Here is a 23,029-nt window from a genome sequence, read left to right as displayed (position 1 = left end):
ACTTTTCTCATGTTTATCTCGCCTTTTAACATCGTCATCTTAACAATAATGCGCTAAAATACCGGCTTTCTAAGCTAGCCCTTAACTAATCATTGAGGAAACCTGAACCATCATGGATATACATCGTCCAATTCGTCGCGCCCTACTAAGCGTGTCAGATAAAACCGGTATCGTTGAATTCGCCACAGCACTTGCAGCTCAAGGCGTAGAAATTTTATCAACTGGCGGTACTTGCAAACTACTTGCAGACAACGGCATTAAAGTAACAGAAGTATCTGATTACACTGGCCACCCAGAAATCATGGATGGTCGCGTTAAAACGCTTCACCCAAAAGTGCACGGCGGTATCTTAGGACGTCGCGGTCAAGACGAAGACGTCATGACTGAAAACAATATTTCAGCAATCGATATGGTAGTAGTCAACTTATACCCCTTCGCACAAACTGTTGCGAAAGCTGACTGTAGCCTAGAAGATGCAATAGAAAATATCGATATTGGTGGTCCAACAATGGTTCGTGCTGCGGCTAAGAACCACAAAGACGTGACCATTATTGTAAATGCGAGTGACTACAGCCGTGTTATTGAAGAAATGAAGGCGAACTCTGGCTCTACAACATACAAGACACGTTTCGACCTAGCTATTGCGGCCTACGAGCATACCGCACAGTATGACGGCATGATTGCCAACTACTTCGGTAAAATGGTTCCGGATTATACGGAAGAAGCGGCTGAGGAAACCAAATTCCCTCGCACTATCAATATGCAATTCACTAAGAAGCAAGATATGCGCTACGGTGAAAACTCGCATCAAGACGCTGCTTTCTATGTTGAAAACAACATTGAAGAAGCATCCGTCGCGACGGCTAAACAACTTCAAGGTAAGGCGCTATCTTATAACAATATCGCTGATACCGATGCAGCACTTGAGTGTGTTAAAGAATTTGATAAGCCGGCTTGTGTTATCGTAAAACACGCAAACCCTTGTGGTGTTGCTGTTGATGACAATATTCTTACCGCCTATGACCGCGCATTTAAGACCGACCCAACTTCTGCCTTCGGTGGTATCATCGCCTTTAACCGAGAGCTAGACGGCGACACGGCGGAAGCCATCGTAGCACGTCAGTTTGTTGAAGTTATCATCGCACCGAGCGTATCAGAAGAAGCCGCACAAATCGTTGCTGCGAAGCAAAATGTACGTTTACTAGAATGTGGCCAGTGGTCAAACAAAACCACAGGTACTGATATTAAGCGTGTTAATGGCGGTATCTTAGTACAAGATCGTGACCAAGGTATGGTTGGTTTGGACGACCTTAAGGTGGTTTCGAAACGTCAACCTACAGAACAAGAACTAAAAGATCTACTGTTCTGCTGGAAAGTCGCTAAATTTGTTAAGTCTAACGCGATTGTTTACGCCCGTGATGGGATGACTATTGGTGTAGGCGCAGGCCAAATGAGCCGCGTATACTCTGCAAAAATCGCGGGGATCAAAGCCGCCGATGAAAACCTAGAAGTACCAGGTTCTGTGATGGCATCTGATGCGTTCTTCCCATTCCGTGATGGCATTGACGCAGCTGCAGCTGCGGGTATTACCGCAGTTATCCAGCCGGGTGGTTCAATGCGTGATGAAGAGGTGATTGCCGCCGCTGATGAAGCAGGAATGGCAATGGTGTTTACCGGCATGCGCCACTTCCGCCATTAATCAATAAAGCGCGAAACTTATGAGTTTCGCGCTTTTTGTTTCAGCTAATTTCCAGTATTCTGGCTACAGCATAATCATAACAGAATGAAGGAAGCTAACGATGAATCTAGGTATGAAATCTCTTATCGCTGCGGCAGTATTTACCACTTTAGTGGGCTGTAACGCGACAGAATCCAACTCCAGCCAAGCTGTACCAAGCGCGATTGCAAAAGCCGTTGCTAGCGACAATCGAGCTGAGAAAAACAGAGCCCGAGACCAATATCGCCACCCAAGTGAAACGCTTGCTTTTTTTGGCATTGAGCCATCAATGACCGTGGTAGAAATTGCACCTGGTGGTGGTTGGTATAGCGAGATTTTAGCGCCGCTGGTTAAAGGTCAAGGCACCTATTATGCAGCGCACTTCCCTGCTGATTCAGATGTTGGCTACTATCAACGCTCATTAAAAGGCTACAAAGACAAAGTAGCAACCAACCCAGACTATAGTGAAGTAAAGATCACCGAATTTGCACCAGTGACACACAGTAATATTGCGCCACAAGGCAGTGCAGACGTGGTACTTACCTTCCGTAACGTGCATAACTGGTACATGGGTAAAGGGGATGAAGGTGTACTTAGCGCGTTCAACGCGTTTAATAAGGCACTGAAACCTGGTGGCATTTTAGGTGTGGTTGAACACCGTCTGCCTGAGCACCGCCAACTTGAAGATCAAAAGTCGTCAGGTTATATGAAGCAAAGTTATGTTGTTGATATCGCCAAGCAAGCTGGGTTTGAATTAGTTGCAAGCAGCGACATTAACGCCAACCCGCTAGACAGCGCCAATCATCCAAAAGGCGTCTGGACTCTGCCACCTCGCTTAGCGCTGGGTGATGAAAAAGCAGCGCAATATAAAGCGATTGGGGAAAGCGACCGCATGACCTTAAAATTCAAAAAGCTTTAATAGGAAAATTTCGCCATGAATGTACTAGTCATTGGCAGCGGTGGACGTGAGCATGCGCTTGCGTTCAAAGCCGCACAAAACCCATCTGTAAAAACAGTTTTTGTAGCACCTGGTAACGCTGGTACTGCGCTTGAGCCTAAACTCGAAAACGTGGCTATCGGCGTTGAAGATATCGATGCCTTAGTCGTCTTCGCTAAAGAAAACAATGTGCAATTAACCATTGTTGGCCCTGAAGCGCCACTGGTTATCGGTGTAGTTGACCGTTTCCGTGACGAAGGCTTAGCTATTTTTGGACCTACTCAAGCGGCAGCACAGTTGGAAGGTTCAAAGTCGTTTACTAAAGACTTTTTAGCACGTCACGATATTCCAACAGCGGCTTATCAAACGTTTGAAGAAATTGAGCCTGCGCTTGCCTACTTGAAAGCGCAAGGTGCACCTATCGTCGTTAAGGCTGATGGTCTTGCTGCTGGTAAAGGGGTCATCGTGGCAATGACCGAAGCGGAAGCAGAAGAAGCTATCCGCGATATGCTTGCGGGGAATGCTTTTGGCGAAGCGGGCAGCCGCGTGGTTATCGAAGAGTTTTTAGAAGGTGAAGAAGCCTCTTTCATCGTCATGGTTGACGGCAAAAATGTACTTCCTTTTGCCACCAGCCAAGATCACAAACGTGCATACGATGGTGATAAAGGCCCAAACACAGGAGGTATGGGTGCATACTCTCCAGCTCCTGTAGTCACGCCAGACATTCATGATCGCATCATGGCCGAAGTGATCAATCCAACGGTTGACGGTATGGCGAAAGAAGGTCACCCTTATACAGGTTTCCTATACGCTGGTTTGATGATCACTGCGGATGGCACGCCAAAAGTTATCGAGTATAACTGCCGTTTTGGTGACCCAGAAACACAACCTATCATGTTACGCCTCCAATCTGATTTAGTTGAGCTGATTGAAGCGGCAAACCGTGAAGAGCTTGATCAAACATCGATTGAATTCGATCCGCGAGCGGCTGTTGGTGTTGTGCTTGCAGCTAGTGGCTACCCTGGGAACTACCCTAAGGGTGACGCTATTTCAGGTCTTCAAGTGAACTATCCTGAAGGTGAAAAAGTGTTCCATGCTGGTACTAAGCAAGATGGCGAGCATGTAGTCACCGCTGGTGGTCGAGTATTGTGTGCGACGGCCCTTGGCCACACAGTAACCGAAGCGCAAAAACGCGCCTACTCTCTAGTGAAAGACATTCACTGGGATGGCGTAGAATACCGTACAGATATCGCATATCGCGCAATCGCACGCGAAAGCTAATTCACATTAAGCTTTGCAAGGCCAGCCCGGCGCTGGCCTTTTTCATTTTTACACACTGCGTTTCTAAGTTTGTAATGGTATCCTACCCTTTTATGAGCATTTTTAGGGGCAAAGATGCAAGTACAAGGTACACTCAGCAAGTTGAAATCAGCGCTTGTTGAACCTATTCAATATCAATTACCCGTGGGTGATAACTTAGTATCACTCAATGACTACTTTGGTAAACCTGTTACCCTGACCTTCACCGGCAACATATTTTGCAGTAGCTGTGGTAAAAAGACCAAAAAGAGCTATTCGCAAGGCCACTGTTTCGTGTGTATGAGAAAACTCGCTAGCTGCGACATGTGCATTATGAAGCCAGAGACCTGCCACTATGATCAAGGCACCTGTCGTGAACCCCAATGGGGCGAAGAGAACTGTATGATCCCGCACTATGTGTATTTGGCCAATACCTCAGGTCTTAAAGTTGGGATCACTCGTCACACGCAGATCCCAACGCGTTGGGTAGATCAAGGCGCAACGCAAGCACTGCCGATTTTTAAGGTGCAGACCCGTCACCAGTCAGGATTAGTGGAAGTGGCACTGGCTCAGTTTATTGCCGATAAGACTAACTGGCGCAATATGCTCAAAGGCATCAATCCTGAAATAGACCTCAAAGCAGAAGCCGCTAAGCTTATTCCCGAGATCCAAACAAAGCTCGACGAACTTGCTGAACTCTTTGGTGCAACCGCCATTGAAGTGCTGGACGAGGAAGTGGTTGATCTCACTTTCCCTGTAGAGCAGCACCCGAGTAAAATCAGCTCGTTCAACTTTGACAAAGACCCTGTAGTTTCAGGCGTGCTTGAGGGGATCAAAGGCCAATATCTTATTTTTGATAATGGCGTGATCAATATCCGTAAGTTTACCTCTTACGAAATCACCTTCTCTGACGAATAAAATGTATGCCAATCGTCTTCTGTAAGTGGCTTACAGAAGACGTAACCTTGAATTGTATGACAACCTAGCTTGCGCAGGTAACGTTTCTGTACAGGCTTTTCAACGCCCTCAGCTACAACTTGCAGGTTTAATGCCTTAGCCATCGCCACAATTGCCGAAACAATTTCGCTGTTGCCATATTCATCGGGCACTTTAGCAATAAAACTAGCATCTATTTTTAGGATATCGATGGGCAGTTTAGCCAAGTAACTGAGCGCAGAATACCCTGTACCAAAGTCATCAATCGCCAGTTTTACACCCAGCTCCTTGAGTTTTTTCAAGGTGTACTTAGCCTCAAGCAGATTACCGATAAAGCTATTTTCGGTAAGCTCAAGCTCAAGATACTTGCCGTCGACGTTGTGCTTCTTTAATGCCTGCGCAACACATTGATAAAGGTCGCCTTGAGTGACATGAGACGCCGAGATATTAATCGCCAAGCGCCTAATATCAACACCTGCGCGTTGCCATTTAGCCAAGTGCTGACAGGCTTTATCTATTACCCATTGATCTAAGCGAATAATAAGCCCAAGCTCCTCTGCGAGTGGAATAAATTGAGCCGGCGAGATCATCCCAAGATTTGGGTCGCGCCATCGCAGCAAACACTCAACACTGGAAATACGACTGCTAGTTAAGCACTGCAAGGGTTGAAAATGCAGTTCAAATTCATCATTTTCTAAGGCATTCTGAAAACGGCTTAGCATGGATAAGCGCTCAAATGAGCGTGCATTCATTGAAGCTTCGAATAATTGGAAGGAGTTGCGCCCTACTTCTTTGGAGCGATACATAGCAACATCGGCGTGTTTAAGCAATGTTTCCGTGTCATGACCATCTTCGGGATAAATAGCAGCCCCCATCGAGGCTGTTGCAGCCACCTGCATATCACCAAGTTGAAAAGGGCTCGATAGTGCCATCAACATTTGGTCAGCAAACTCAATGACCTCCGACATACCATTCACTTCGCTCAGAAGCACAACAAATTCGTCGCCACCAAGTCGCGCTAACGTGTCACCTTCGTTTAGAATAGACTTTATTCGCTCACTAACCTGTACCAATAACTCATCTCCGGCGCTGTGACCAAGCGAGTCATTCACTTCCTTAAAGCGGTCTAAATCTATAAACATCACACTGAGTTTTTGTTTATAGCGGTGCGCTGATGCCAATGCCATAGAGAGTCTGTCGTAAAATAAGCGGCGATTAGGCAGCCCAGTCAATTCATCAAAATAAGCTAAGCGAGCAATTTTTTCTTCAGCATTTTTGCGCTCCGTAATGTCGCTAAAAATCGCTGCGTAGAGCATGTCGTCACTGTACGGCTCTCTGATCTCAATAATCGTGAGCCATTCAACATAGATTTCACCGCTTTTTTTACGGTTGCAGATCTCACCCTGCCACACACCTGTTTCTCTGAGCGTTTGCCACATGCTCTGATAATAGCATTCATCATGTAGCCCAGAGCTCAATATGCTGGGGTTTTTCCCCAGTACTTCATAATCTTTGTAGCCAGTAAGCGCACTAAACGCGGGGTTGATCTGGATTATTTCACCTGAACTTTTGGTGATCATGATACCATCGAGAGAAGCATCAATAATGCGGTTTGCTAGATAAAGATTCTTCTCCGATTTTTGCAGTGCAATATCACGTTGTACTAGGACTTTTTCCAGCTCGCTACAATACGCAGTTTCGATTTCAGTCAGGACATTTTTGAGCGCTAATAGCCCTATCACTTGTTGCGATTTTGGGGACGTCACCACCAAATGACGAATGGAGTTTACCGTCATCAGCCGATAAGCATCGAATAGGCTGTCTTTTGGCGTCATGGAGAGCATCGGATAGCTAGCTAATTGCCAGCAAGGCTGACGCCAATCAGGGTTGAGAATAATGTACGCAATATCACGCTGAGTAATAATGCCATACTCATTTAATTCACGGTTATACACCAGCACAGCGGTAAGCTTAAGCTCACGCATATTATTGATAACATCAGAGACGCAGTCTTCACTGTCTAAAATCACAATGCTCGAGTCAAAGTGTTGCTCAATTGGTCTAAAATGCAAATAATGGTCGAGCCCTTGGCTGCGCACAATATCGGATAAAGAGACCACACCACAAGGCAGATTATCCTGGTCCACCACAAGTAAGTGACGGATCCCTAGTTGGTGGAACTTGACCGTCGCCTCACTCAAGGTTTTATCTATTTGAATTTTTTGCACCGGTGTAGTCATCACTTCCCGGATCGGCACCTGGGAAAAATCAGGATCGTTAAAGTTGAGCTTAACGCAATCCGACTCAGTCCAGATTCCAATAATGTCATCGGCACGGGTAATAAAGATCGAGCTCACTCTGCTCGCTCGCATTTGCGCAACCGCATCATATAGACTGGTTTGCTCATCGCAACATAACAAGCTATTGGTAAATACTTCTTTGATCTGTAACTGACGTGAATCACCAACCATAAGCACACTCTCGCAATATTATTCCAATTTGAAGTATACTGGGCGACACTTTTGATAACTTGACCAAGAACAAATTATGGCGATAAAAACCTATCCTTTATTGCTGGTATTGGACCAAAGTATAGAGTTTATCGAAGATGAAAAAGCACTAAGAGATGCAACGCATCTGCTCGATGATGCGTCACTCAAACGTGTAATTCTAGTATACACAAACGATTGCTGTAGCAACGTACAAGGTGCACCTGTGCAATGTATTGAGTTGAAATATTTAACCGAATTAGTGCAACAATATCTCGTTGACGAAGGCCAGTGTTGTGTGAGCAAAATCCAACTGAGAAATACTCAGCAGGCTTTTGATTTATTAAGTCTAAGCTAACCGGCTTCAACCAGCGCTTTGATATGTGTCACGGCGCTGCGGCCTAAAGAAGAAAGATCATAGCCCCCTTCTAAGTAGGAAATAATCCCCAAACAGTCCGATGAGTTTGCAAACTCAACCACTTGCTCAGTAAACCACTGGTAATCTTGTTCAACAAACTTGAGCCCACCCATATCATCTTCTAAATGACCATCAAACCCTGCACTGATAAAAATGAGCTGAGGTTTAAATGATTGCAGCTTAGGTAACCATTGCTGCTCCACCAAGGCTTTTAAGTCTGTGCCATCCGCTCCCGCACTCAACGGGGAATTGATAAGTGTTTGATGATTCTCAATCGCGGTATTTGGATAAAAAGGGTGTTGAAACAAAGAGCAAAGTAACACGCTATGATCGTCTTTGAAAATATCTTGCGTGCCATTACCATGATGTACATCGATGTCTAATATAGCCACCCGCTCTACGCCCTTTGTCTTGGCATAAGCGGCAGCAATGGCAACATTATTAAAGACACAAAACCCCGATGAAGTACTTTGATTGGCGTGGTGCCCAGGAGGTCTAACAGAACAAAATGCAGCATCAAGTTTACCTGCAACCACTTCGTCCACCGCAAGTATTCCTGCGCCGACAGCGCGTTCAATCGCTTTCATAGAATCAGGACAAAGCCAAGTGTCGCCGTCTAACTCGGTTAACCCTTCATTAGGGATTTTATCCATTACTTCTTTGATCATGGCTTGATCATGAACCAATGCATAGTGTGAGGTATCGGCTTTCAGCGCCGTTTTGTGCTCAATGGCGATATCAAGTCCAGACGCTAGCAACCTGTCTGATATCGCATCTAACCTCGCAGGACACTCAGGATGTTCCTCGGTCATTTTATGCTTGCGGCAATATGGATGAGTAATAATTGCAGTACGCATAACGAATATACATCCTATGTTAGTTTGCGACGTGGTTGATTTAAATAACCTGAGCTGCGGATAATTAATGCCTTTCTAGCAGCCAGTTTTAGCGCTAACTGCGTTGAATTCACTTCCAATAGCCAGCTATTGGTGCGTAAATTCGCCTTGTTTTCCCTAAAACTTGCTGGCTAGACAAGGAAAAAACTAAGTTGTGCTTTAGCAACAATGAGTTGGAACATTCCTTATCCAAACCTCAGGTTAAATAGCTATCCTTTCACTATATCAAAGCCACATAATTGTGGCTTTGATACTTTGGTATATCCTAATGCTGGATTTCTTTCGCCTTTAAATCCAAGTTATGGAAATCGAAACTAAAGTCGGTTATTTCCGGATTAACAAATTCCATCGCAGCAGACTCAACCCGTTGAGATTTATCCATCACAAAATTGATGTAAGCATCTGCTTCAAGTAATGGCTCATCCCACCGTACCACAAAGGTGTTACCGGTTAGGTGCTCAAGTTTCCCTTTTAAGCGCTTAGTATGCGTAAAATCAATGCGCAGTTCCTTACCGAGCTTTTCCACTACCACATCGCCATACCAAGCGCTAGTTAGTGTCCCCGTGTAGTGGTTTAATGGTAAAGCTGGTTGTGGTTTTGCAACTTCGATTATCCCAGCTTTAGCGTATTTTTCTTGTTGCGCCTTAAAGTAGTCATCGGCGATGATCTGCACCCAGTCTTTATCTTCTAGGCCAAGTGCATCTTCAAACACTTCATTGATAATCGCTGAAAGTGCGGGGTATTTTTGTTGGTTTGATAAGACCACCACACCCAATTTTTTCTCTGGGATCATCGCAACTTGCGACACCATACCTAAAATCCCGCCGCCGTGACCTACCTTTTTATAACCAAAGTAGTCCTCCACTGCCCAGCCAAGGCCGTACCCTCTAAACTGCTGGTGGTATACTTCTGCGGCTTTTGCTGCGGGAATACGTGTAATGTGTGGATGCCACATTTGCACTTGTTGCTCTTGGCTAAATAGCTGCTCGCCAGAAGGTAAGCGACCACCTTCAAGCTGAGTTTGTAACCACTTGGTCATGTCATCCACGTTAGACGCAATGGCGCCAGCACCACGGAAATCTTCTAGGTAGTTAACAAAGAACGGTGTAAGTTTGCCATCCATCGGAATATGGCCAGTCGCCCAATTACTATTGTTAGCTGGGATCCGAGAGAATCCAGCCTTTGAATCATCCATATCCAGCTTGGTAAACATTTCCTGCTCAACAAAATCGCGCCAATCTTTACCACTGACTCGGCTTACGACTTCTCCTGCAACCACAAACATCAAATTGTTATAAGCGTAATGGCTACGGAAACTTGAATCAGGTTTGAGATGTGAAATACCTGCTAGCAATTCTGGCATGGTTTTATCAGTATCAGGCCAGATCATAAGATCGCCCGCCCCAAGACCCAACCCACTTCGATGACTTAATAAATCTCGGATCGTCATCTCTTGAGTAACATAACTATCGTAAAGCTTAAATTCTGGAATGTGTTTGGTGACTTTGTCATCCCAATTCAGTTTGCCTTGATCTATCAACATCGCCAGCGCTGCTGCCGTGAATGCTTTGGTGTTGGATGCAATACCAAACAAGGTATCCGCATTGACCTTGGCTGGTTTATTTAAGTGCGTCACCCCAAAACCCTTGGTCATCACAACCTTGCCATCTTCTACGATACCGATTGCCAAACCTGGAATATTAAATTTTGCCATTGCGCTTTTTACCGCAGTTTCAACATCTTGTTGGTTTACTGCCGCACTTGCCTGCGCACTAAGAAAACTTGCTGCAACTAGGCCGGAGGTTAATAGCCATTGTTTTATTTTCATTATTTTTCCTTGGATTTTTGCCACAACTAATCATGATGTTACGAGTTAGGCCTTAAGGTTTAACTTTGTAGCATCACAGTGGTAGATGGCTAATTCTTGTTGTTGTCTGTCACTATTATTATCTGTAACGTGTGGTTGCGCCGAAATTGCCTGTAAATAGCTGGTTGGAAACTGATGCTCCTTTGCCCCAGCGAACACATGATGTAAGTACCAATCGAAAGGTAATTGTTGTTCCACAAAAGTGTTAGCAATATAGCACCAGGCGTCCACGATACCGCCATCTTGTCTTTCAACTGGCAAGCAATGACAGCTGTAGCGCTCCCCTTCAATGTCGTCCAATCGCGCCTTTTCTTGCTCATCCAACGCATACAAAACGCCATAAACATGGCTATTTACTTCAGTGCTCGGCGTAATACTGCACTTGGCTGAACCATCGGTGCTCAACATATCAAAAGTCAGCCGATAGCCATGCAATTTCCCCACTCCAAGTAGCTTCGCTTGTGGTAAGCGAGCAAGCAAACGTGCAGTCGACATATTTGAACCAAAGCTAAAGTTAATAATGTTTTTGTCACACATTAGACCACCAATCTTACTGCAAGCAATAACATGATCACACCGATCCCGCGATCAAACCAATGTCCTGCACGACGAAAAAATTGTCTTACCCTTGTTTTTGATAAAACTAAAGATAAAAACGAAAACCAAGCCCAGGTAGCCAACGCCATATAAACACCGTAAAACAACTGCACACTGCTTGGTGTGGTTGGCTCAATCACTAAGGTAAAAAGCGATAAGAAAAACAACGTTGCTTTGGGATTTAAGGCATTGACTAAAAAGCCTCGCTTTAACGCAGTCCAATTAGACTCAGTAACAGCGTGTTCAGTGATATTTTCTTGCTCTGAATTGGGTTTTGCATACCGCAACGCTTGAACACCAAGGTAAGCGAGGTAAAGCGCGGCTAAGTATTTTACTGCTGTGAACAAGGTTTCAGATTGAGATAGCAGTAACGCAACCCCCAATAAGCAATAACTGACATGTACTAAAATACCAAGGCCAACGCCAAAACTTGTCCAAAGGGCGTTTGCTCTACCCTGCTGTACACTTTGTTTAAGCACTATCGCAAAATCAGGACCAGGACTTGCGACGGCAAAAAAGTGTGCCAGCGCAATTAAGATAAACTCATCAAGATAAACGAGCATGTGCATGCTCCTGTAAAGCCAGTAAATCACCTCGCTCTGAGTTATCCATTAAGGTATTAATTTGCTTTTTCGCCTTTTTATACTGACTCACAAGGTGTGACTTAAGATGCTTATGACCATCTTTCACCCCTTTAAAATGACATACTAGGGCATGTACAAAAATACTCTGCTGCTCCGTCAGTGCAGCTTTTCGGTTAGCATATTGGTTGTAGCAAGAACCACATCCTCCCCTAAAGTGATATACAGTATTAGACACCATAACCCCAAAGCCAAAGAAGCTCGCCAGCACATCACAAGCCGCGTCTAATTGCGCTTCCCCACCTGGAGGTAACACGCCACGCTGTAAAATTAAAACTTTTGCCATAACACCTGCATAACTGGCGATCAGATCTTGAGGCTGATTTATTTGATTGGGATTATAAGAAATCAAAATAGGCGCAGCCGGTTCAGCGATAACCGCTTGCTCACCGCGCCAACGCCCTGCAATGTTTAACTTAGTCATGCTGGTCGACGCGAGCATGCGTTCAGGCGCAACCAAAGTGATTGGCCACCGTTGTAATCCCGCATAGGACTTTACTCGGGAGAAAACCACTGCCGCCATCTCTTCAATACTGGATACCGGCTCAGGAAAACAACTGGGAGTCGGAGTAATGATCTGCGTTTCATTTAAAAAGTACTCGCCATCAAAATGCTCAAATGCCCAGACAAAGGTATCAATTAACCATTGGGTTTCTTCATCGCTAAGCAAAGGTGAGACTTTAAATAAGGACAGCATGCTAATAATTCACTCTTTTCTGGAATAACCCCTGATAAATAGCATAAACTCTGAGCCTAATGCAAAAACATGGAGTTTCACATGCCACACTTTATTCTCGAACACTCAGCTAATTTGCCAATTGACACCGAGGCATTAGTATCACAGGTGCAGCAATTTGCCTGTGCAAGTGACTTGTTTGATCCAACTTCCGTCAAAACCCGTGCTGTTGCTTTTGAGCATTTTCAGTTAGGTGATGGCAAACAAGGATTTATTCACCTACAAATCCATATGATGGCTGGTAGAACATTAGAGCAAAAACAAATGCTCACGGAAGGTGCTCTAAAGCTTTTGCTCGCAAAGGTCGGGGAGCATTTTGCTCTCAGTGTCCATTGTTATGATTTATTATCCGATATTTACCGCAAAAACTAATTTATTATTCGAGTTATTTAGCTATGAAATTTCCATGTAGATTGGAGAAATTTTTGAGCCACGTTGCAGAGATGCCGCGCAGCAAGGTCAAAATTAATATTAAAAAAGGTCTAGTTACCGTCAATGGCAATGTCGTCAAAAAAGGCGATATTCAAGTCACCCAAGCAGACCATATTACTTTCGATGGCAAACGCCTAGAGTATTTGGGTTTACGCTACTATATGCTAAACAAACCACAAGGTTATGTATGTGCAAATAGTGATGAATTACACCCTACAGTATTCGATTTAATCGAAGAACCTAACTTAAAAGATTTTCATGTTGCAGGTAGACTGGACATCGATACGACGGGCTTGGTTCTGCTCACGAACGATGGTGATTGGTCTCATCAAATCACCTCGCCAAAGAAACAAAAGTTTAAAACTTATGTACTAGAAAGTCGCGATGAACTCACTGAAGAAGCGCTAACACAGCTTGAGCAAGGCGTTGAGTTACATGGTGAAAGACAAGCAACCTTACCAGCAAAAGCCGAGCTTATTGATAAATTTGCACTACGCTTATCTATTTGCGAAGGAAAATATCATCAAGTAAAGCGCATGCTTGCCGCAGTTGGCAACCAAGTAGTTGAACTTCATAGAGAAAACATTGCAGGGATCGAACTTGATCCAACCCTTGCTGAGGGAGAATATCGCCCGTTAACTGATGAAGAAATAAGCATAATTAATGCAAATTAGTCTTCACCCTTAAGTAGTATGAGTAAATATCATCTCAAAATAACCCGCATAGGGCATTAACCTACTTACAAACTCCCCCTAAACATGCTAAATCATGTAATGAGAGTATTTTTAGGGGGCGATCCTGTGTTTTCTAGTTTCACATTAAAAGCAAAAATAATTACCTTTGCCGCCGCAATATTTGTTTCATTACTTGCCGTTGCCTTTGTAGGTCTTCAAGCTCTGCGCCATGCCAGTGAAAGCGATAATATTGCACGTATCAACCAATTAATGAAAAGCACCATTAATATTGTTAAACAGTTTGAGCACTTTGCAGAGCAAGGAAAACTGACTGAGCAACAAGCAAAAGAGATGGCAATTCAGGTTTTAAGAGAAAATAAATACCATGACTCTGAGTATGTGTATGTTGTTAATGATAAAATGGACTTCGTAGCAACACCTCATGACCCCCAACTACATAACACCAGCTTTAATGACTTTGAAGATGCTGACGGCAAAAGCATAGGCAGCATGGTGAAGCGCTTAGTCGGTAACCAATTTGATCAGATCATTACCTACAATTGGACCTCACTACGAGATGGAGAAGTTGTCGACCTGACCTCAGTGGTTCAAAAAACCCCAGGATTTGGCTGGTACGTCGGCACAGGTATTAGTTATAAAGAAGTGAATGAGCGCTATTGGGACACCGCAATCTGGTTAGTTGCACTTTCTTTAGTGGTTGCCGTTGCATTAACCACCGCACTTGCGCGGTTTGGACTGTCTTTGAATAACAAACTTGGTGCTGAAATCAATGATGTACTCGAAATCGTAAAACATGTTTCAAGAGGAAACCTGACTACACCAATCGATACTGATGAATGCCAAGATTATAGTATTCTCGCAGCCATGGCCTATATGCAAGGCGGACTAAGAGGTGTAGTTGAAGGACTTAAGGAAGCAACCAAGGCGCTACAAAACCAAACATCAGACAGCGAAGTACGCTCAGTAGAACTTGAGAATCTAACTCGTAGTTTAAATGCAGAAACTCAGATGGTGGCTTCAGCAATTACCGAACTCACAGCATCAGCACAAACCGTCGTCGAACATGCCGAGCAAGCTGCAGATTCAGTTCAAGAGGCTGAAAAGCAAGGTAATGCAGCCGACAAACTGACCGCCCAGGCAGCGACTGAAATTGCATTATTAGAGCAACAAATTGACAGCGCTGGTAATAACATTCAAGTGCTAGATGAAGAAGTATCTAACATAGCCAATGTACTTACCGTTATCCAATCTATCGCCGAGCAAACCAACTTGCTGGCACTCAATGCTGCGATAGAAGCAGCACGAGCTGGAGAGCAAGGACGAGGCTTTGCTGTCGTAGCGGACGAGGTCAGACAGCTTGCTCAGCGCACTCAAACCAGTACAGAAGAGATCCGTACCATGATCACTAAGCTGCAAAGTGCGACTCAAGATGCGAAGGCTTCGGTAAGTTTGAGTATTGCAACAAGTGAAAAGACGGTGAGTATGTCATCTAAAGCTTCCCAAGCGCTTGTGCAAGTCGCCGATTCGTTAAAATCTATATCACAGATGAGTCATCAAATAGCTCAAGCAGCCAAAGAGCAATTGGATGCAGGTGAAGATACAGCCAAACGTGTCGTTATTATTTCTGATACCGCATCGCAAACGGCTAGCGTCTCAGAAAAAGCGCACAAAGCGACAGATACGATTAAATCATTATCCGGAAATCTAGAGCTTGAGATGGCTAAATTCAAGGTGTAAAAAACTAAGTTTATCTTTACTTTTCATACCATTAGAATAGTGTAAATATATCTAAACTATTATTTGAAAATTTTCTTTAATTTTTCATTCACCTTGTGTTTATTTGGTGTTAAGTTTGTACCTGTCGGGAGTGTCGGTTGAGTAGTCTGGCACGGCCCTCCTGAAGTTGTGATAATCACAATAAAAGATAAACCCAATACTATTTGATCACTTGGAATTCAAGTGAGTTCAATAAGGACTATGATAATGCAAAAGCTAAATTTGAAAGAATGCAAAAAGGTTTCTGGTGGTAATATTTACGAGCCAAACGATCCCAAAGCCGCAAAGAGCGAAACGCCAACAGCAAAAAATGAAGCTAGCAAAAAAGATTAGCACTCACCTATGAAGAAAAACTTTTCATTAGGAGACTTACTCATTCCATACGCCATTGTGGCAGTAGGTCTCCTAGTTCTGTACGATATTAGGTTTCATTTCTATCTCATTTACCTGTTAATCGTTTTAACAGTCTTTATTTTGGGGGCTCGCTTAAAAGACATCAATATATGCGCTTTATCTCTTCTTGCCATTGTACCGTTTACCCTAGAAACAGCGGTGTTTTCCTCCGGCCTCATCAGTTTAGAATCGTCTAAAGATCAGAGGTTACTTCAAAATACTCTCATTTTTGGAGCACACTTTTTAATCGACTTAATGATCGTATTCCCTCTTACTTATCGTGTAGAATTGACGAAAAAGTTATTTCCTAAATTCAAAACTCGCTATACCTTTGCTGATGCAATAATGCCTTGGTTAGCGATATTTAGCGTATGTATGAGCTTTGCTGCACTAGTTGAAAATTACTTTAGAAATGCGAAGGGTGTAAATCTGACATTTTTCTTCTACAGCTTTGATGTTAGCGGTTACCTGATATACAGCGCTAACTGCCTAATTTTATTAATTTTAGCCGCCGTTACTTACAAAGAAGCGTATGATTATGCACTTCCAAGCCTGAGGAAAAAGAGATAATCAACTCAAAAGTAAGGGTTGACTAGCTCGATACTCTCACTTTCAAGTTGCTTGTTAAGACCATACTTTTGCTTTAAAGATTGTAACTCGCCAGACGCTTGAAGTTTGGCAAGTCCCTCTTTCAAGGCTGTTGCTAAAGCCTGTTTATCCTTATTCACAAAGAAATAAAATGCGGTTGAATAAGAAAGGTGGAAATCAGGCACTATCATCAAGTTTGCATTATTTTGCGCAATGAGTTCTGATTCTGCCTCGATTATTGAACGTGGAAAATAATCTGCTTTCTTATCCGCAATCAGATTAAACATGGTTTGATAATCAGAAATCGGTCTGACCTTAAGACCGTTGTAGCTTAGAATTTTGGTATCAGGCCAATCGTGCCCCTGAACTGCGGTAAAACGCTTTAATCCATTAAGTGACCGAACTGCTTTTATGGCGGGATAAATATCTTTATGAACAATCAGCACACGTTTACCAATAAGTTCATCATACAAGGGGACCTTAATAGGAATAGCAATTCGCTCACGGGCTGGGCTGGTCATCGACCAATGCAAATCAACCTTACCTCGGCTTAGTGCCATTAACGTGCGCTGTTGATGAGGGTGGATTTTGATGTGTTCAATTTGAGCTGAGTACTTAGCAGCCGCTAGCGCCTTTTCTAGTAATTCGTAAAGATAAAGATCGCGATCGTACAAGGTTCGCGCTTCTTTCGCGACATAGATTAACTCGGGGGTTTGCGCCGCTATACAAGCACTTTGAAACACCAGAGCAGAGATAATTACACTCAACTTTAACTTCATCGCACAACCCTCTTTTAGGGGAAACAATACTACAATCAAGAGTATTTTTACGGATTGCTATTACTATTGCGTAATTAAAAATATAGTCAACCTGCATTTTCCAATCGTACAGTCGATACCGTAGGCTTGCGACGGTTACATACAAATAAATAGCTATTACGATAGCGCTTTGCTTCTTTCTTAGCATCCGTTGCTAAAGCTGCAACTTGGTGCGAATTTATACAGTGTTGTAAATCTGGTCTCACTAAACCAATCGATAAAGTGAGTAAAGGTACAAATTGCTTTTGCCCTTCACGATTTGTTGCCCAGTAACCGCCAGCACTAACATGCTCGGGAGTAAAAAAGGCTTTTGATTTAAGCTCAAACTGAGTGATGATTTCATGACACAACACTTCTGCATCATTATTATCGAACACCACCATAAAGTCGTCGCCCCCGATATGCCCAACAAAGCTTGAGCTCTGTGCACATACATCAACTGTCACCTCAGCAAGTAGCTTAATCACGCTATCGCCACTGGCATACCCATATAAATCATTAAACTGCTTAAAATGATTAAGGTCGATATATGCAAGAGAAAAGTCATGATGTGAACGTAACCTTTGCTCTATTGCCTCATTTATCGCGACATTGCCCGGCAACATGGTTAATGGATTGGCATGTTGAGCATGACGAATTTTTTCTTCTGTAATATGCTTGAGTATGTCTCTCAAGGGCGCTAAGCCAAGATAACGACTATCTCTTGTAATAATGATATGACGTCGAATATCAAATTCATGGTCGGTTATTTGCTTACTCACCGTATCAAGCTCTTGCTGCTCATCCACCACTAACGGCTGTTTATCCATCAACTTAATCACTGATTTCTTATCGAAGAGTGCATGACCATATGGTGCCGCAAAGACCTCAGTCAGTTGATCTCTATGTAGCAGCCCAACAGGCTCTCTAGCATCGTTAACCACTGCAAGGCTGGTTAGCTTACGATCTTGTTCAAACAACCTATGAGCATCGATACATTGCGTACATTCATGGATAGCATTAGCCTCTTTAGCAAGCCAACCGATTGCCATCGACTGCTCAAATTGATTGAAGGCCGTTTTGGATTCCGTGTGCAAAGATTTAAACAGTGCAAGTTCAGTGGGAGGCTTTCGAGTTGGCTTAGCAAGTAAGAAGCCCTGCGCAATCACTATACCGAGCTGCTCAATAAGCTTCAGCTCTTCAATTCGCTCAATTCCCTCAGCTATAACCTGAGTGCTAGTGGCTTTAGCAAGCTCGATAATGGACTTTAAAAACTCGCGTTTCACCACACTTTGGTCACAATGGTCGATAAAATATCTGTCGACTTTGACGTAATCAGGGCATAACTCCGACCACTTCTTGAGACCAGAGTAACCCGCTCCCAAATCATCAATCGCAATTTGAAATCCAAGTTCTCGATAATGGGTAATTGTAGTTAGTAGCAGATCCGCATCATCTACTTTGTCTTGCTCAGTCACTTCAATGACGACACGCTTGGGATCGAGCCCATACACTTCTGTAAGATGTCTGGTTTCGCCCTTTGGGTGGCTCGGATCAAGTAACGCTTTTGGACTAACGTTTAAAAATAACTTACCAGGAAGGTTGAGTGAGACAAACTGCTTAATAGCGGCTTCACGACAGATAATCTCGAGTTCTGACAAACGCTCCTGCTTACTCGCAATCGCAAAAAGCTTGTCTGGAGATTCCAACAATGAGCCAGACATGCCACGACTTAATGCTTCAAACCCTAAGATTTGCCGTTTCGCAAGATCGTAGATAGGCTGAAACAGAGTAAATACAGCTTTTTCTTTTATTATTGTATTAAGTACTAACGTGCGCGAAGGATCCACAGCATTAAACTCACTGTAAAAGTATAATCGCGCACGGTAGCAACAGTGTATGACAGATATATGTCAATCGGGTGAAATGTACCCAATTTGCAATTGAATGATTTTCAACCGCTTACTTCAGCGCTCGCTCTACCTGATCAAAGTGTGCAATCACTTCCACAATTTCCATCTCTGCACTCTTATAGTCTTCAGCACCACTAAACCCTTTCATCGCAATCGCTTGAACAGTTGCTGGATGCACTAATAAATCTTTTGCATGGTAGCAAACTGGGTCATCAAACTTGGGTAATTTACCATCTGCGTGATAGCCCGTTTCGATTTCTTCAAGTGGTAAAGTAGGAATGATATCAGCGGCCTTATCCAAGGCATCTAGATAAGTCTGACACTGAGGATACTTGGCCACAAACTCATTAAGCAAAGTTCTAGAAAGCGTCACAAGATCGGCGGATTGTGCTTCAAGTGCTGCAGCACCTTTCTCGATACGAATATCCGCAAGTAAAGTCTCGGCTTGTGCTTTATATTGTGCCAAAGATGAGGTTGCTTCCGTGGGAGCGGACTCTGTGCGTTGTTCTAATTCAGGTTGCTTAGAACATGCGGTCATTAATGTTAATGCGCCAACCGCCATCACAAGTTTGTACATAAGTATCTCCTTTATTGATAACGATTATCATTATATACTACTGTCATTTTTTAGAAACAATAAAATGAAGTTTTACAAGCAACAAAAAAGCGGCCAAAAAGCCGCTTTCGATTATCACAATAATTTCTGTGATTAAGGCATAGCGTCTAGGTCTGCACCTTCTTTTTCAACTTCTACCGGGATCAAATCTTCTTTGCTAACGCCCATTGCTACTGCAACTGAACTCGCTACATAAACAGAAGAATAGGTACCGATAAATACACCGAACAGTAAGGCCGTCGCAAAACCATGAATGGTTTGACCACCCCAAACAAATAGCGCGATCAATACAAGGATAGTCGTGATTGAGGTCACTAATGTACGATTAAGCGTTTGTGTCAGTGAAATGTTGATGATCTCTAAGGTGTCATCAATACGTACTTTACGGAAATTTTCACGAATACGGTCAGACACAACGATAGTATCGTTGAGTGAATAACCTATTACCGCCAATATTGCCGCTAAAATCGTTAAGTCAAATTCCAGACCTAAGATTGAGAACAGACCCATTGTCAGTACAACATCGTGGAAGAGTGCAAATACAGCACCTACCGCAAAGCGCCATTCAAAACGAAAAGCAACGTAAATCAAGATACAGATAAGCGCGGTTAGCATCGCTAAGCCACCCTGCTCTTTGAGATCTTCACCAACACTTGGACCTACGAATTCAATGCGGCGCATCACCACACTTTCGTCCGCTTGTTTAAGTGCTGCAATAAGCTGGTTACCTAGTACCTCAGCTTTCACGTCGTCTCCACGAGGGGCGAGTCGTACTAATACCTCTTGGCTTGAACCAAAAAGTTGCACAGAGGCATCGGCAAAACCGCTTTCAGCTAATACACTACGTACCTTCGCTAAGTCCGCAGGCTGTGAAAACCCAACTTCAACTGCCGTACCACCGGTAAAATCCAAACCAAAGTTTAGTCCTTTCACCATAAACGAGCCGATTGAAGCCAAGATCAACAATGCCGAGAAAGCCATTGAAAGCTTTCTTGCCGACATAAAACGGATAGTGCCTTTTAAGTTTAATAATTGCATGTCCGTCTCCTAGATTGATAGCTTAGTGATACGTCTGCCACCGATGATGGCATTAATAACCGCACGCGTACCAACGATCGCTGTAAACATCGAGGTAATGATACCGATAGCTAAGGTTACCGCGAAGCCTGCAATTGGACCTGTACCAACAGAGAATAGGATCACCGCAGCAATTAAAGTGGTGATGTTGGCATCAAAAATCGTACTAAATGCACTATCGTAACCATGGTGAACGGCTTGCTGTGGACTGCGGCCTTCCGCTATTTCTTCACGAATACGCTCAAAGATAAGTACGTTGGCATCAACGGCCATACCGACGGTTAATACAATGCCTGCAATACCTGGCAACGTCAGCGTCGCACCTGGGATCATCGACATCACACCCACAATCATAATGAGGTTAGCCGCAAGTGCTAAGTTTGCTACCAGACCGAAGCCTTTGTAGTACAGCAACATAAAGGCAAGAACAAACGCAAAACCAAGGACAACCGCAGTCATACCAGCTTCGATATTTTCCTGACCAAGGCTTGGACCTACAGTACGTTCTTCAACGATTTGAATTGGTGCAACCAGTGCTCCTGCACGTAGTAGCAAGCTTAAGTTATGTGCTTCTGCTGGGCTATCAATACCAGTAATACGGAAAGAGCTATTTAAACGCGCTTGAATCGTTGCAACGTTAATCACTTCTTCCACTTTGATTGGTGGTAACGCTTTGCCGTTTTCATCTTTTTTGCCAGACGGTTTGTACTCGATGAAAACCGTCGCCATACGTTTGCCGATAGCACGTTTGGTAAAGGCATTCATTTTTGCCCCACCTTTGCTATCAAGCTTGATATTCACCTGAGGGCGCTGATATTCATCCATACCAGATTGCGCACCTGTGATATGCGTACCTTCAAGAATAACGCGCTTTTTCAGCACGACAGGATAGCCATCTTTATGTGGGATCACTTCTGTGCCAGGAGGAATGCGACCTTGTGCTGCTGCACGCACGTCGGCATTTTCGTCTACTTCACGGAACTCAAGTGTCGCCGTAGCACCGAGGATCTCTTTCGCGCGAGCCGTGTCCTGAACACCTGGAAGTTGAACAATTATGCGCTCACCACCTTGACGTTGAACATTTGGTTCAGCAACACCCAGTTGGTTAATACGGTTACGAATAATGGTTTCATTTTGCTTGATAGCGTATTCGCGCAACTCTTTATATTTAAGGTCGCTAAGGCTTGAGAAGAAAGCGAGGCTATCGCTACTATCATTGATAAAGTCGTTACCCGGGTAACGCTTTCTCAAGAAGCTCATTGCTGCGTCTTTATCTTCTTCCGAGCGCATCGTTACTTGTACACGTTCACTATTAGAAACACGACGAACCGCACGATAGCGCAATTTCTCATCACGTAAATCGCTCTTGAAATCTTGCTCCATTTGCTCAAGTGCATTGTCCATCGCCGTGACCATATCCACTTCCATTGTGAAGTGAACACCACCACTTAAATCTAGACCGAGCTTCATTGGGTTTGCACCTAAGTCTTTTAACCACTCAGGTTGTGCCGGAGACATATTGATTGCTGAAATATAATCATCGCTTAAGCTATTACGCAAAATATCTTGTGCTTTAAGCTGATCTTCAACATTTTTGAAGCGAACAAGGATTTGACCATCTTCTAACACAGAAGATTTTACGGCAAGGTTGTTCTTTTGCAGGGTTTCGTTAACTTGATCTAATACACTGAGCGTCGCATCAGCACCTTTTGTGCCAGATACTTGTATGGCCGGATCGCGACCATACAAGTTAGGTGTGGCATAAAGAATACCGATAGCCAACACAGCGAGAACAAGTAAGTACTTCCACATTGGAAACTTGTTTAACACTGGGCTATCCCTTTATTGTTATTCTTATAGAGATTTCATTGTACCTTTAGGTAACACAGCTGAAACCGCTGACTTTTGCACTGTCACTTCAGTTTGGTCGTTTAGTGCGATTACAACAAAGTCTTTATCATCAGCAACCTTTGTGATTTTACCCACAAGTCCACCTTGAGTTAGTACTTCGTCACCCTTACCTAATGCACCCATTAGGTCTTTGTGTTCTTTAACACGCTTGGCTTGTGGACGGTAAATTAAAAAATAAAATACCAAACCAAAAATACCTAACATGATTAGCATTTCCATGCCACCACCAGCAGGTGCTGCCGCAGCAGTACTAGCATGCGCGTTTGAGATAAAAAAGCTCATTTCACTTCCTCGTTTA

At 43.7% G+C, this 23,029-nt stretch carries 22 protein-coding genes; 10 read left to right on the top strand and 12 right to left on the bottom strand.

Annotated features, from left to right (window positions below; all coding sequences use genetic code 11):
• Positions 1-112: 112 nt before the first annotated feature.
• The 4 genes from purH to NH462_RS13445 all read left to right on the top strand — a co-directional run bounded on the left by purH (position 113) and on the right by NH462_RS13445 (position 4,871).
• Complete coding sequence (gene purH / locus NH462_RS13460) at positions 113-1,699, top strand: bifunctional phosphoribosylaminoimidazolecarboxamide formyltransferase/IMP cyclohydrolase (RefSeq protein ID WP_253106036.1); 1,587 nt, start codon at positions 113-115, stop codon at positions 1,697-1,699.
• A 100-nt stretch (positions 1,700-1,799) separates the two neighbouring features.
• Positions 1,800-2,636, top strand: coding sequence for a class I SAM-dependent methyltransferase (locus tag NH462_RS13455; protein ID WP_010374126.1), 837 nt, complete (start codon positions 1,800-1,802; stop codon positions 2,634-2,636).
• 15 nt (positions 2,637-2,651) lie between these two features.
• Positions 2,652-3,935 (top strand): phosphoribosylamine--glycine ligase, encoded by a 1,284-nt coding sequence (purD, locus tag NH462_RS13450; RefSeq protein ID WP_010374128.1) that lies wholly within the window; start codon positions 2,652-2,654, stop codon positions 3,933-3,935.
• Positions 3,936-4,049: 114 nt separating this feature from the next.
• The gene (locus NH462_RS13445; protein WP_010374130.1) at positions 4,050-4,871 is read left to right on the top strand and encodes a DUF2797 domain-containing protein; all 822 of its coding nucleotides are present in this window, start codon (positions 4,050-4,052) and stop codon (positions 4,869-4,871) included.
• On the opposite strand, the gene NH462_RS13440 is transcribed toward NH462_RS13445, so the two are convergent.
• Complete coding sequence (locus NH462_RS13440; protein WP_253106034.1) at positions 4,844-7,360, bottom strand: EAL domain-containing protein; 2,517 nt, start codon at positions 7,358-7,360, stop codon at positions 4,844-4,846. The two genes, NH462_RS13445 and NH462_RS13440, sit on opposite strands and share 28 nt — an antisense overlap.
• A 76-nt stretch (positions 7,361-7,436) precedes the next feature.
• Between NH462_RS13440 and NH462_RS13435 the strand changes: the two genes are divergently transcribed.
• Positions 7,437-7,736 (top strand): DUF4144 family protein, encoded by a 300-nt coding sequence (locus NH462_RS13435; RefSeq protein ID WP_010374135.1) that lies wholly within the window; start codon positions 7,437-7,439, stop codon positions 7,734-7,736.
• On the opposite strand, the gene NH462_RS13430 is transcribed toward NH462_RS13435, so the two are convergent.
• The 5 genes from NH462_RS13430 to NH462_RS13410 all read right to left on the bottom strand — a co-directional run bounded on the left by NH462_RS13430 (position 7,733) and on the right by NH462_RS13410 (position 12,494).
• A complete protein-coding gene (locus NH462_RS13430; protein WP_010374136.1) occupies positions 7,733-8,653 on the bottom strand; it encodes a histone deacetylase family protein in 921 nt (306 codons plus the stop codon). The two genes, NH462_RS13435 and NH462_RS13430, sit on opposite strands and share 4 nt — an antisense overlap.
• A gap of 304 nt (positions 8,654-8,957) precedes the next feature.
• Positions 8,958-10,520 (bottom strand): serine hydrolase, encoded by a 1,563-nt coding sequence (locus tag NH462_RS13425; protein WP_253106031.1) that lies wholly within the window; start codon positions 10,518-10,520, stop codon positions 8,958-8,960.
• 45 nt (positions 10,521-10,565) lie between these two features.
• Positions 10,566-11,096, bottom strand: a complete 531-nt coding sequence (locus tag NH462_RS13420; RefSeq protein ID WP_010374140.1) for a gamma-glutamylcyclotransferase family protein — start codon at positions 11,094-11,096, stop codon at positions 10,566-10,568.
• Entirely contained in the window at positions 11,096-11,719 is a 624-nt protein-coding gene (locus tag NH462_RS13415; RefSeq protein ID WP_010374142.1) for a LysE family transporter, read from the bottom strand. The genes NH462_RS13420 and NH462_RS13415 overlap by 1 nt, the downstream gene beginning before the upstream one ends.
• Positions 11,703-12,494, bottom strand: coding sequence for a hypothetical protein (locus NH462_RS13410; RefSeq protein WP_253106028.1), 792 nt, complete (start codon positions 12,492-12,494; stop codon positions 11,703-11,705). The genes NH462_RS13415 and NH462_RS13410 overlap by 17 nt, the downstream gene beginning before the upstream one ends.
• Before the next feature lie 81 nt (positions 12,495-12,575).
• Here NH462_RS13410 and NH462_RS13405 point away from each other — a divergent pair, with 81 nt between their 5' ends.
• From NH462_RS13405 to NH462_RS13390, 5 genes are all read left to right on the top strand, one after another.
• A complete protein-coding gene (locus NH462_RS13405; protein WP_253106026.1) occupies positions 12,576-12,905 on the top strand; it encodes a 5-carboxymethyl-2-hydroxymuconate Delta-isomerase in 330 nt (109 codons plus the stop codon).
• Positions 12,906-12,928: 23 nt separating this feature from the next.
• Positions 12,929-13,639: a 16S rRNA pseudouridine(516) synthase RsuA gene (gene rsuA / locus NH462_RS13400; protein ID WP_026345592.1), complete on the top strand. Its 711-nt coding sequence runs from the start codon at positions 12,929-12,931 to the stop codon at positions 13,637-13,639.
• A 99-nt stretch (positions 13,640-13,738) separates the two neighbouring features.
• On the top strand, positions 13,739-15,397 hold the full coding sequence (locus NH462_RS13395; RefSeq protein ID WP_253106024.1) for a methyl-accepting chemotaxis protein: 1,659 nt from the start codon (positions 13,739-13,741) through the stop codon (positions 15,395-15,397).
• Between the two features lie 246 nt (positions 15,398-15,643).
• The gene (locus NH462_RS22920; protein WP_019647436.1) at positions 15,644-15,769 is read left to right on the top strand and encodes a hypothetical protein; all 126 of its coding nucleotides are present in this window, start codon (positions 15,644-15,646) and stop codon (positions 15,767-15,769) included.
• 9 nt (positions 15,770-15,778) lie between these two features.
• Entirely contained in the window at positions 15,779-16,399 is a 621-nt protein-coding gene (locus NH462_RS13390) for a hypothetical protein (protein WP_236596530.1), read from the top strand.
• A gap of 5 nt (positions 16,400-16,404) precedes the next feature.
• On the opposite strand, the gene NH462_RS13385 is transcribed toward NH462_RS13390, so the two are convergent.
• The 6 genes from NH462_RS13385 to yajC form a co-directional block, all read right to left on the bottom strand.
• On the bottom strand, positions 16,405-17,196 hold the full coding sequence (locus NH462_RS13385) for a transporter substrate-binding domain-containing protein (RefSeq protein ID WP_010374156.1): 792 nt from the start codon (positions 17,194-17,196) through the stop codon (positions 16,405-16,407).
• Between the two features lie 86 nt (positions 17,197-17,282).
• The gene (locus NH462_RS13380; protein WP_253106022.1) at positions 17,283-19,064 is read right to left on the bottom strand and encodes a bifunctional diguanylate cyclase/phosphodiesterase; all 1,782 of its coding nucleotides are present in this window, start codon (positions 19,062-19,064) and stop codon (positions 17,283-17,285) included.
• A gap of 112 nt (positions 19,065-19,176) precedes the next feature.
• A complete protein-coding gene (locus tag NH462_RS13375) occupies positions 19,177-19,704 on the bottom strand; it encodes a hypothetical protein (protein WP_017218452.1) in 528 nt (175 codons plus the stop codon).
• 132 nt (positions 19,705-19,836) lie between these two features.
• Positions 19,837-20,781, bottom strand: a complete 945-nt coding sequence (gene secF / locus NH462_RS13370) for a protein translocase subunit SecF (RefSeq protein ID WP_010374162.1) — start codon at positions 20,779-20,781, stop codon at positions 19,837-19,839.
• A gap of 9 nt (positions 20,782-20,790) precedes the next feature.
• Positions 20,791-22,650 carry a protein translocase subunit SecD gene (gene secD / locus NH462_RS13365; RefSeq protein ID WP_010374164.1) on the bottom strand — a complete coding sequence of 620 codons (1,860 nt, stop codon included), beginning with the start codon at positions 22,648-22,650 and terminating at the stop codon, positions 20,791-20,793.
• Between the two features lie 24 nt (positions 22,651-22,674).
• Positions 22,675-23,013 carry a preprotein translocase subunit YajC gene (gene yajC / locus NH462_RS13360; protein WP_010374166.1) on the bottom strand — a complete coding sequence of 113 codons (339 nt, stop codon included), beginning with the start codon at positions 23,011-23,013 and terminating at the stop codon, positions 22,675-22,677.
• Positions 23,014-23,029: the final 16 nt, after the last annotated feature.

The sequence above is a fragment of the Pseudoalteromonas sp. OANN1 genome, assembly GCF_024124685.1.
GTDB classification, from domain to species: Bacteria; Pseudomonadota; Gammaproteobacteria; order Enterobacterales; family Alteromonadaceae; genus Pseudoalteromonas; species Pseudoalteromonas piscicida.
This window is presented reverse-complemented; position numbering and strand designations above follow the sequence as displayed.

Bases quoted from the DNA above. Each gene is read 5' to 3' on its own strand.
- purH (WP_253106036.1), top strand. From the start codon at position 113: ATGGATATACATCGTCCAATTCGTCGCGCCCTACTAAGCGTGTCAGAT.
- NH462_RS13455 (WP_010374126.1), top strand. From the start codon at position 1,800: ATGAATCTAGGTATGAAATCTCTTATCGCTGCGGCAGTATTTACCACT.
- purD (WP_010374128.1), top strand. From the start codon at position 2,652: ATGAATGTACTAGTCATTGGCAGCGGTGGACGTGAGCATGCGCTTGCG.
- NH462_RS13445 (WP_010374130.1), top strand. From the start codon at position 4,050: ATGCAAGTACAAGGTACACTCAGCAAGTTGAAATCAGCGCTTGTTGAA.
- NH462_RS13440 (WP_253106034.1), bottom strand. From the start codon at position 7,360: ATGGTTGGTGATTCACGTCAGTTACAGATCAAAGAAGTATTTACCAAT.
- NH462_RS13435 (WP_010374135.1), top strand. From the start codon at position 7,437: ATGGCGATAAAAACCTATCCTTTATTGCTGGTATTGGACCAAAGTATA.
- NH462_RS13430 (WP_010374136.1), bottom strand. From the start codon at position 8,653: ATGCGTACTGCAATTATTACTCATCCATATTGCCGCAAGCATAAAATG.
- NH462_RS13425 (WP_253106031.1), bottom strand. From the start codon at position 10,520: ATGAAAATAAAACAATGGCTATTAACCTCCGGCCTAGTTGCAGCAAGT.
- NH462_RS13420 (WP_010374140.1), bottom strand. From the start codon at position 11,096: ATGTGTGACAAAAACATTATTAACTTTAGCTTTGGTTCAAATATGTCG.
- NH462_RS13415 (WP_010374142.1), bottom strand. From the start codon at position 11,719: ATGCTCGTTTATCTTGATGAGTTTATCTTAATTGCGCTGGCACACTTT.
- NH462_RS13410 (WP_253106028.1), bottom strand. From the start codon at position 12,494: ATGCTGTCCTTATTTAAAGTCTCACCTTTGCTTAGCGATGAAGAAACC.
- NH462_RS13405 (WP_253106026.1), top strand. From the start codon at position 12,576: ATGCCACACTTTATTCTCGAACACTCAGCTAATTTGCCAATTGACACC.
- rsuA (WP_026345592.1), top strand. From the start codon at position 12,929: ATGAAATTTCCATGTAGATTGGAGAAATTTTTGAGCCACGTTGCAGAG.
- NH462_RS13395 (WP_253106024.1), top strand. From the start codon at position 13,739: ATGAGAGTATTTTTAGGGGGCGATCCTGTGTTTTCTAGTTTCACATTA.
- NH462_RS22920 (WP_019647436.1), top strand. From the start codon at position 15,644: ATGCAAAAGCTAAATTTGAAAGAATGCAAAAAGGTTTCTGGTGGTAAT.
- NH462_RS13390 (WP_236596530.1), top strand. From the start codon at position 15,779: ATGAAGAAAAACTTTTCATTAGGAGACTTACTCATTCCATACGCCATT.
- NH462_RS13385 (WP_010374156.1), bottom strand. From the start codon at position 17,196: ATGAAGTTAAAGTTGAGTGTAATTATCTCTGCTCTGGTGTTTCAAAGT.
- NH462_RS13375 (WP_017218452.1), bottom strand. From the start codon at position 19,704: ATGTACAAACTTGTGATGGCGGTTGGCGCATTAACATTAATGACCGCA.
- secF (WP_010374162.1), bottom strand. From the start codon at position 20,781: ATGCAATTATTAAACTTAAAAGGCACTATCCGTTTTATGTCGGCAAGA.
- yajC (WP_010374166.1), bottom strand. From the start codon at position 23,013: ATGAGCTTTTTTATCTCAAACGCGCATGCTAGTACTGCTGCGGCAGCA.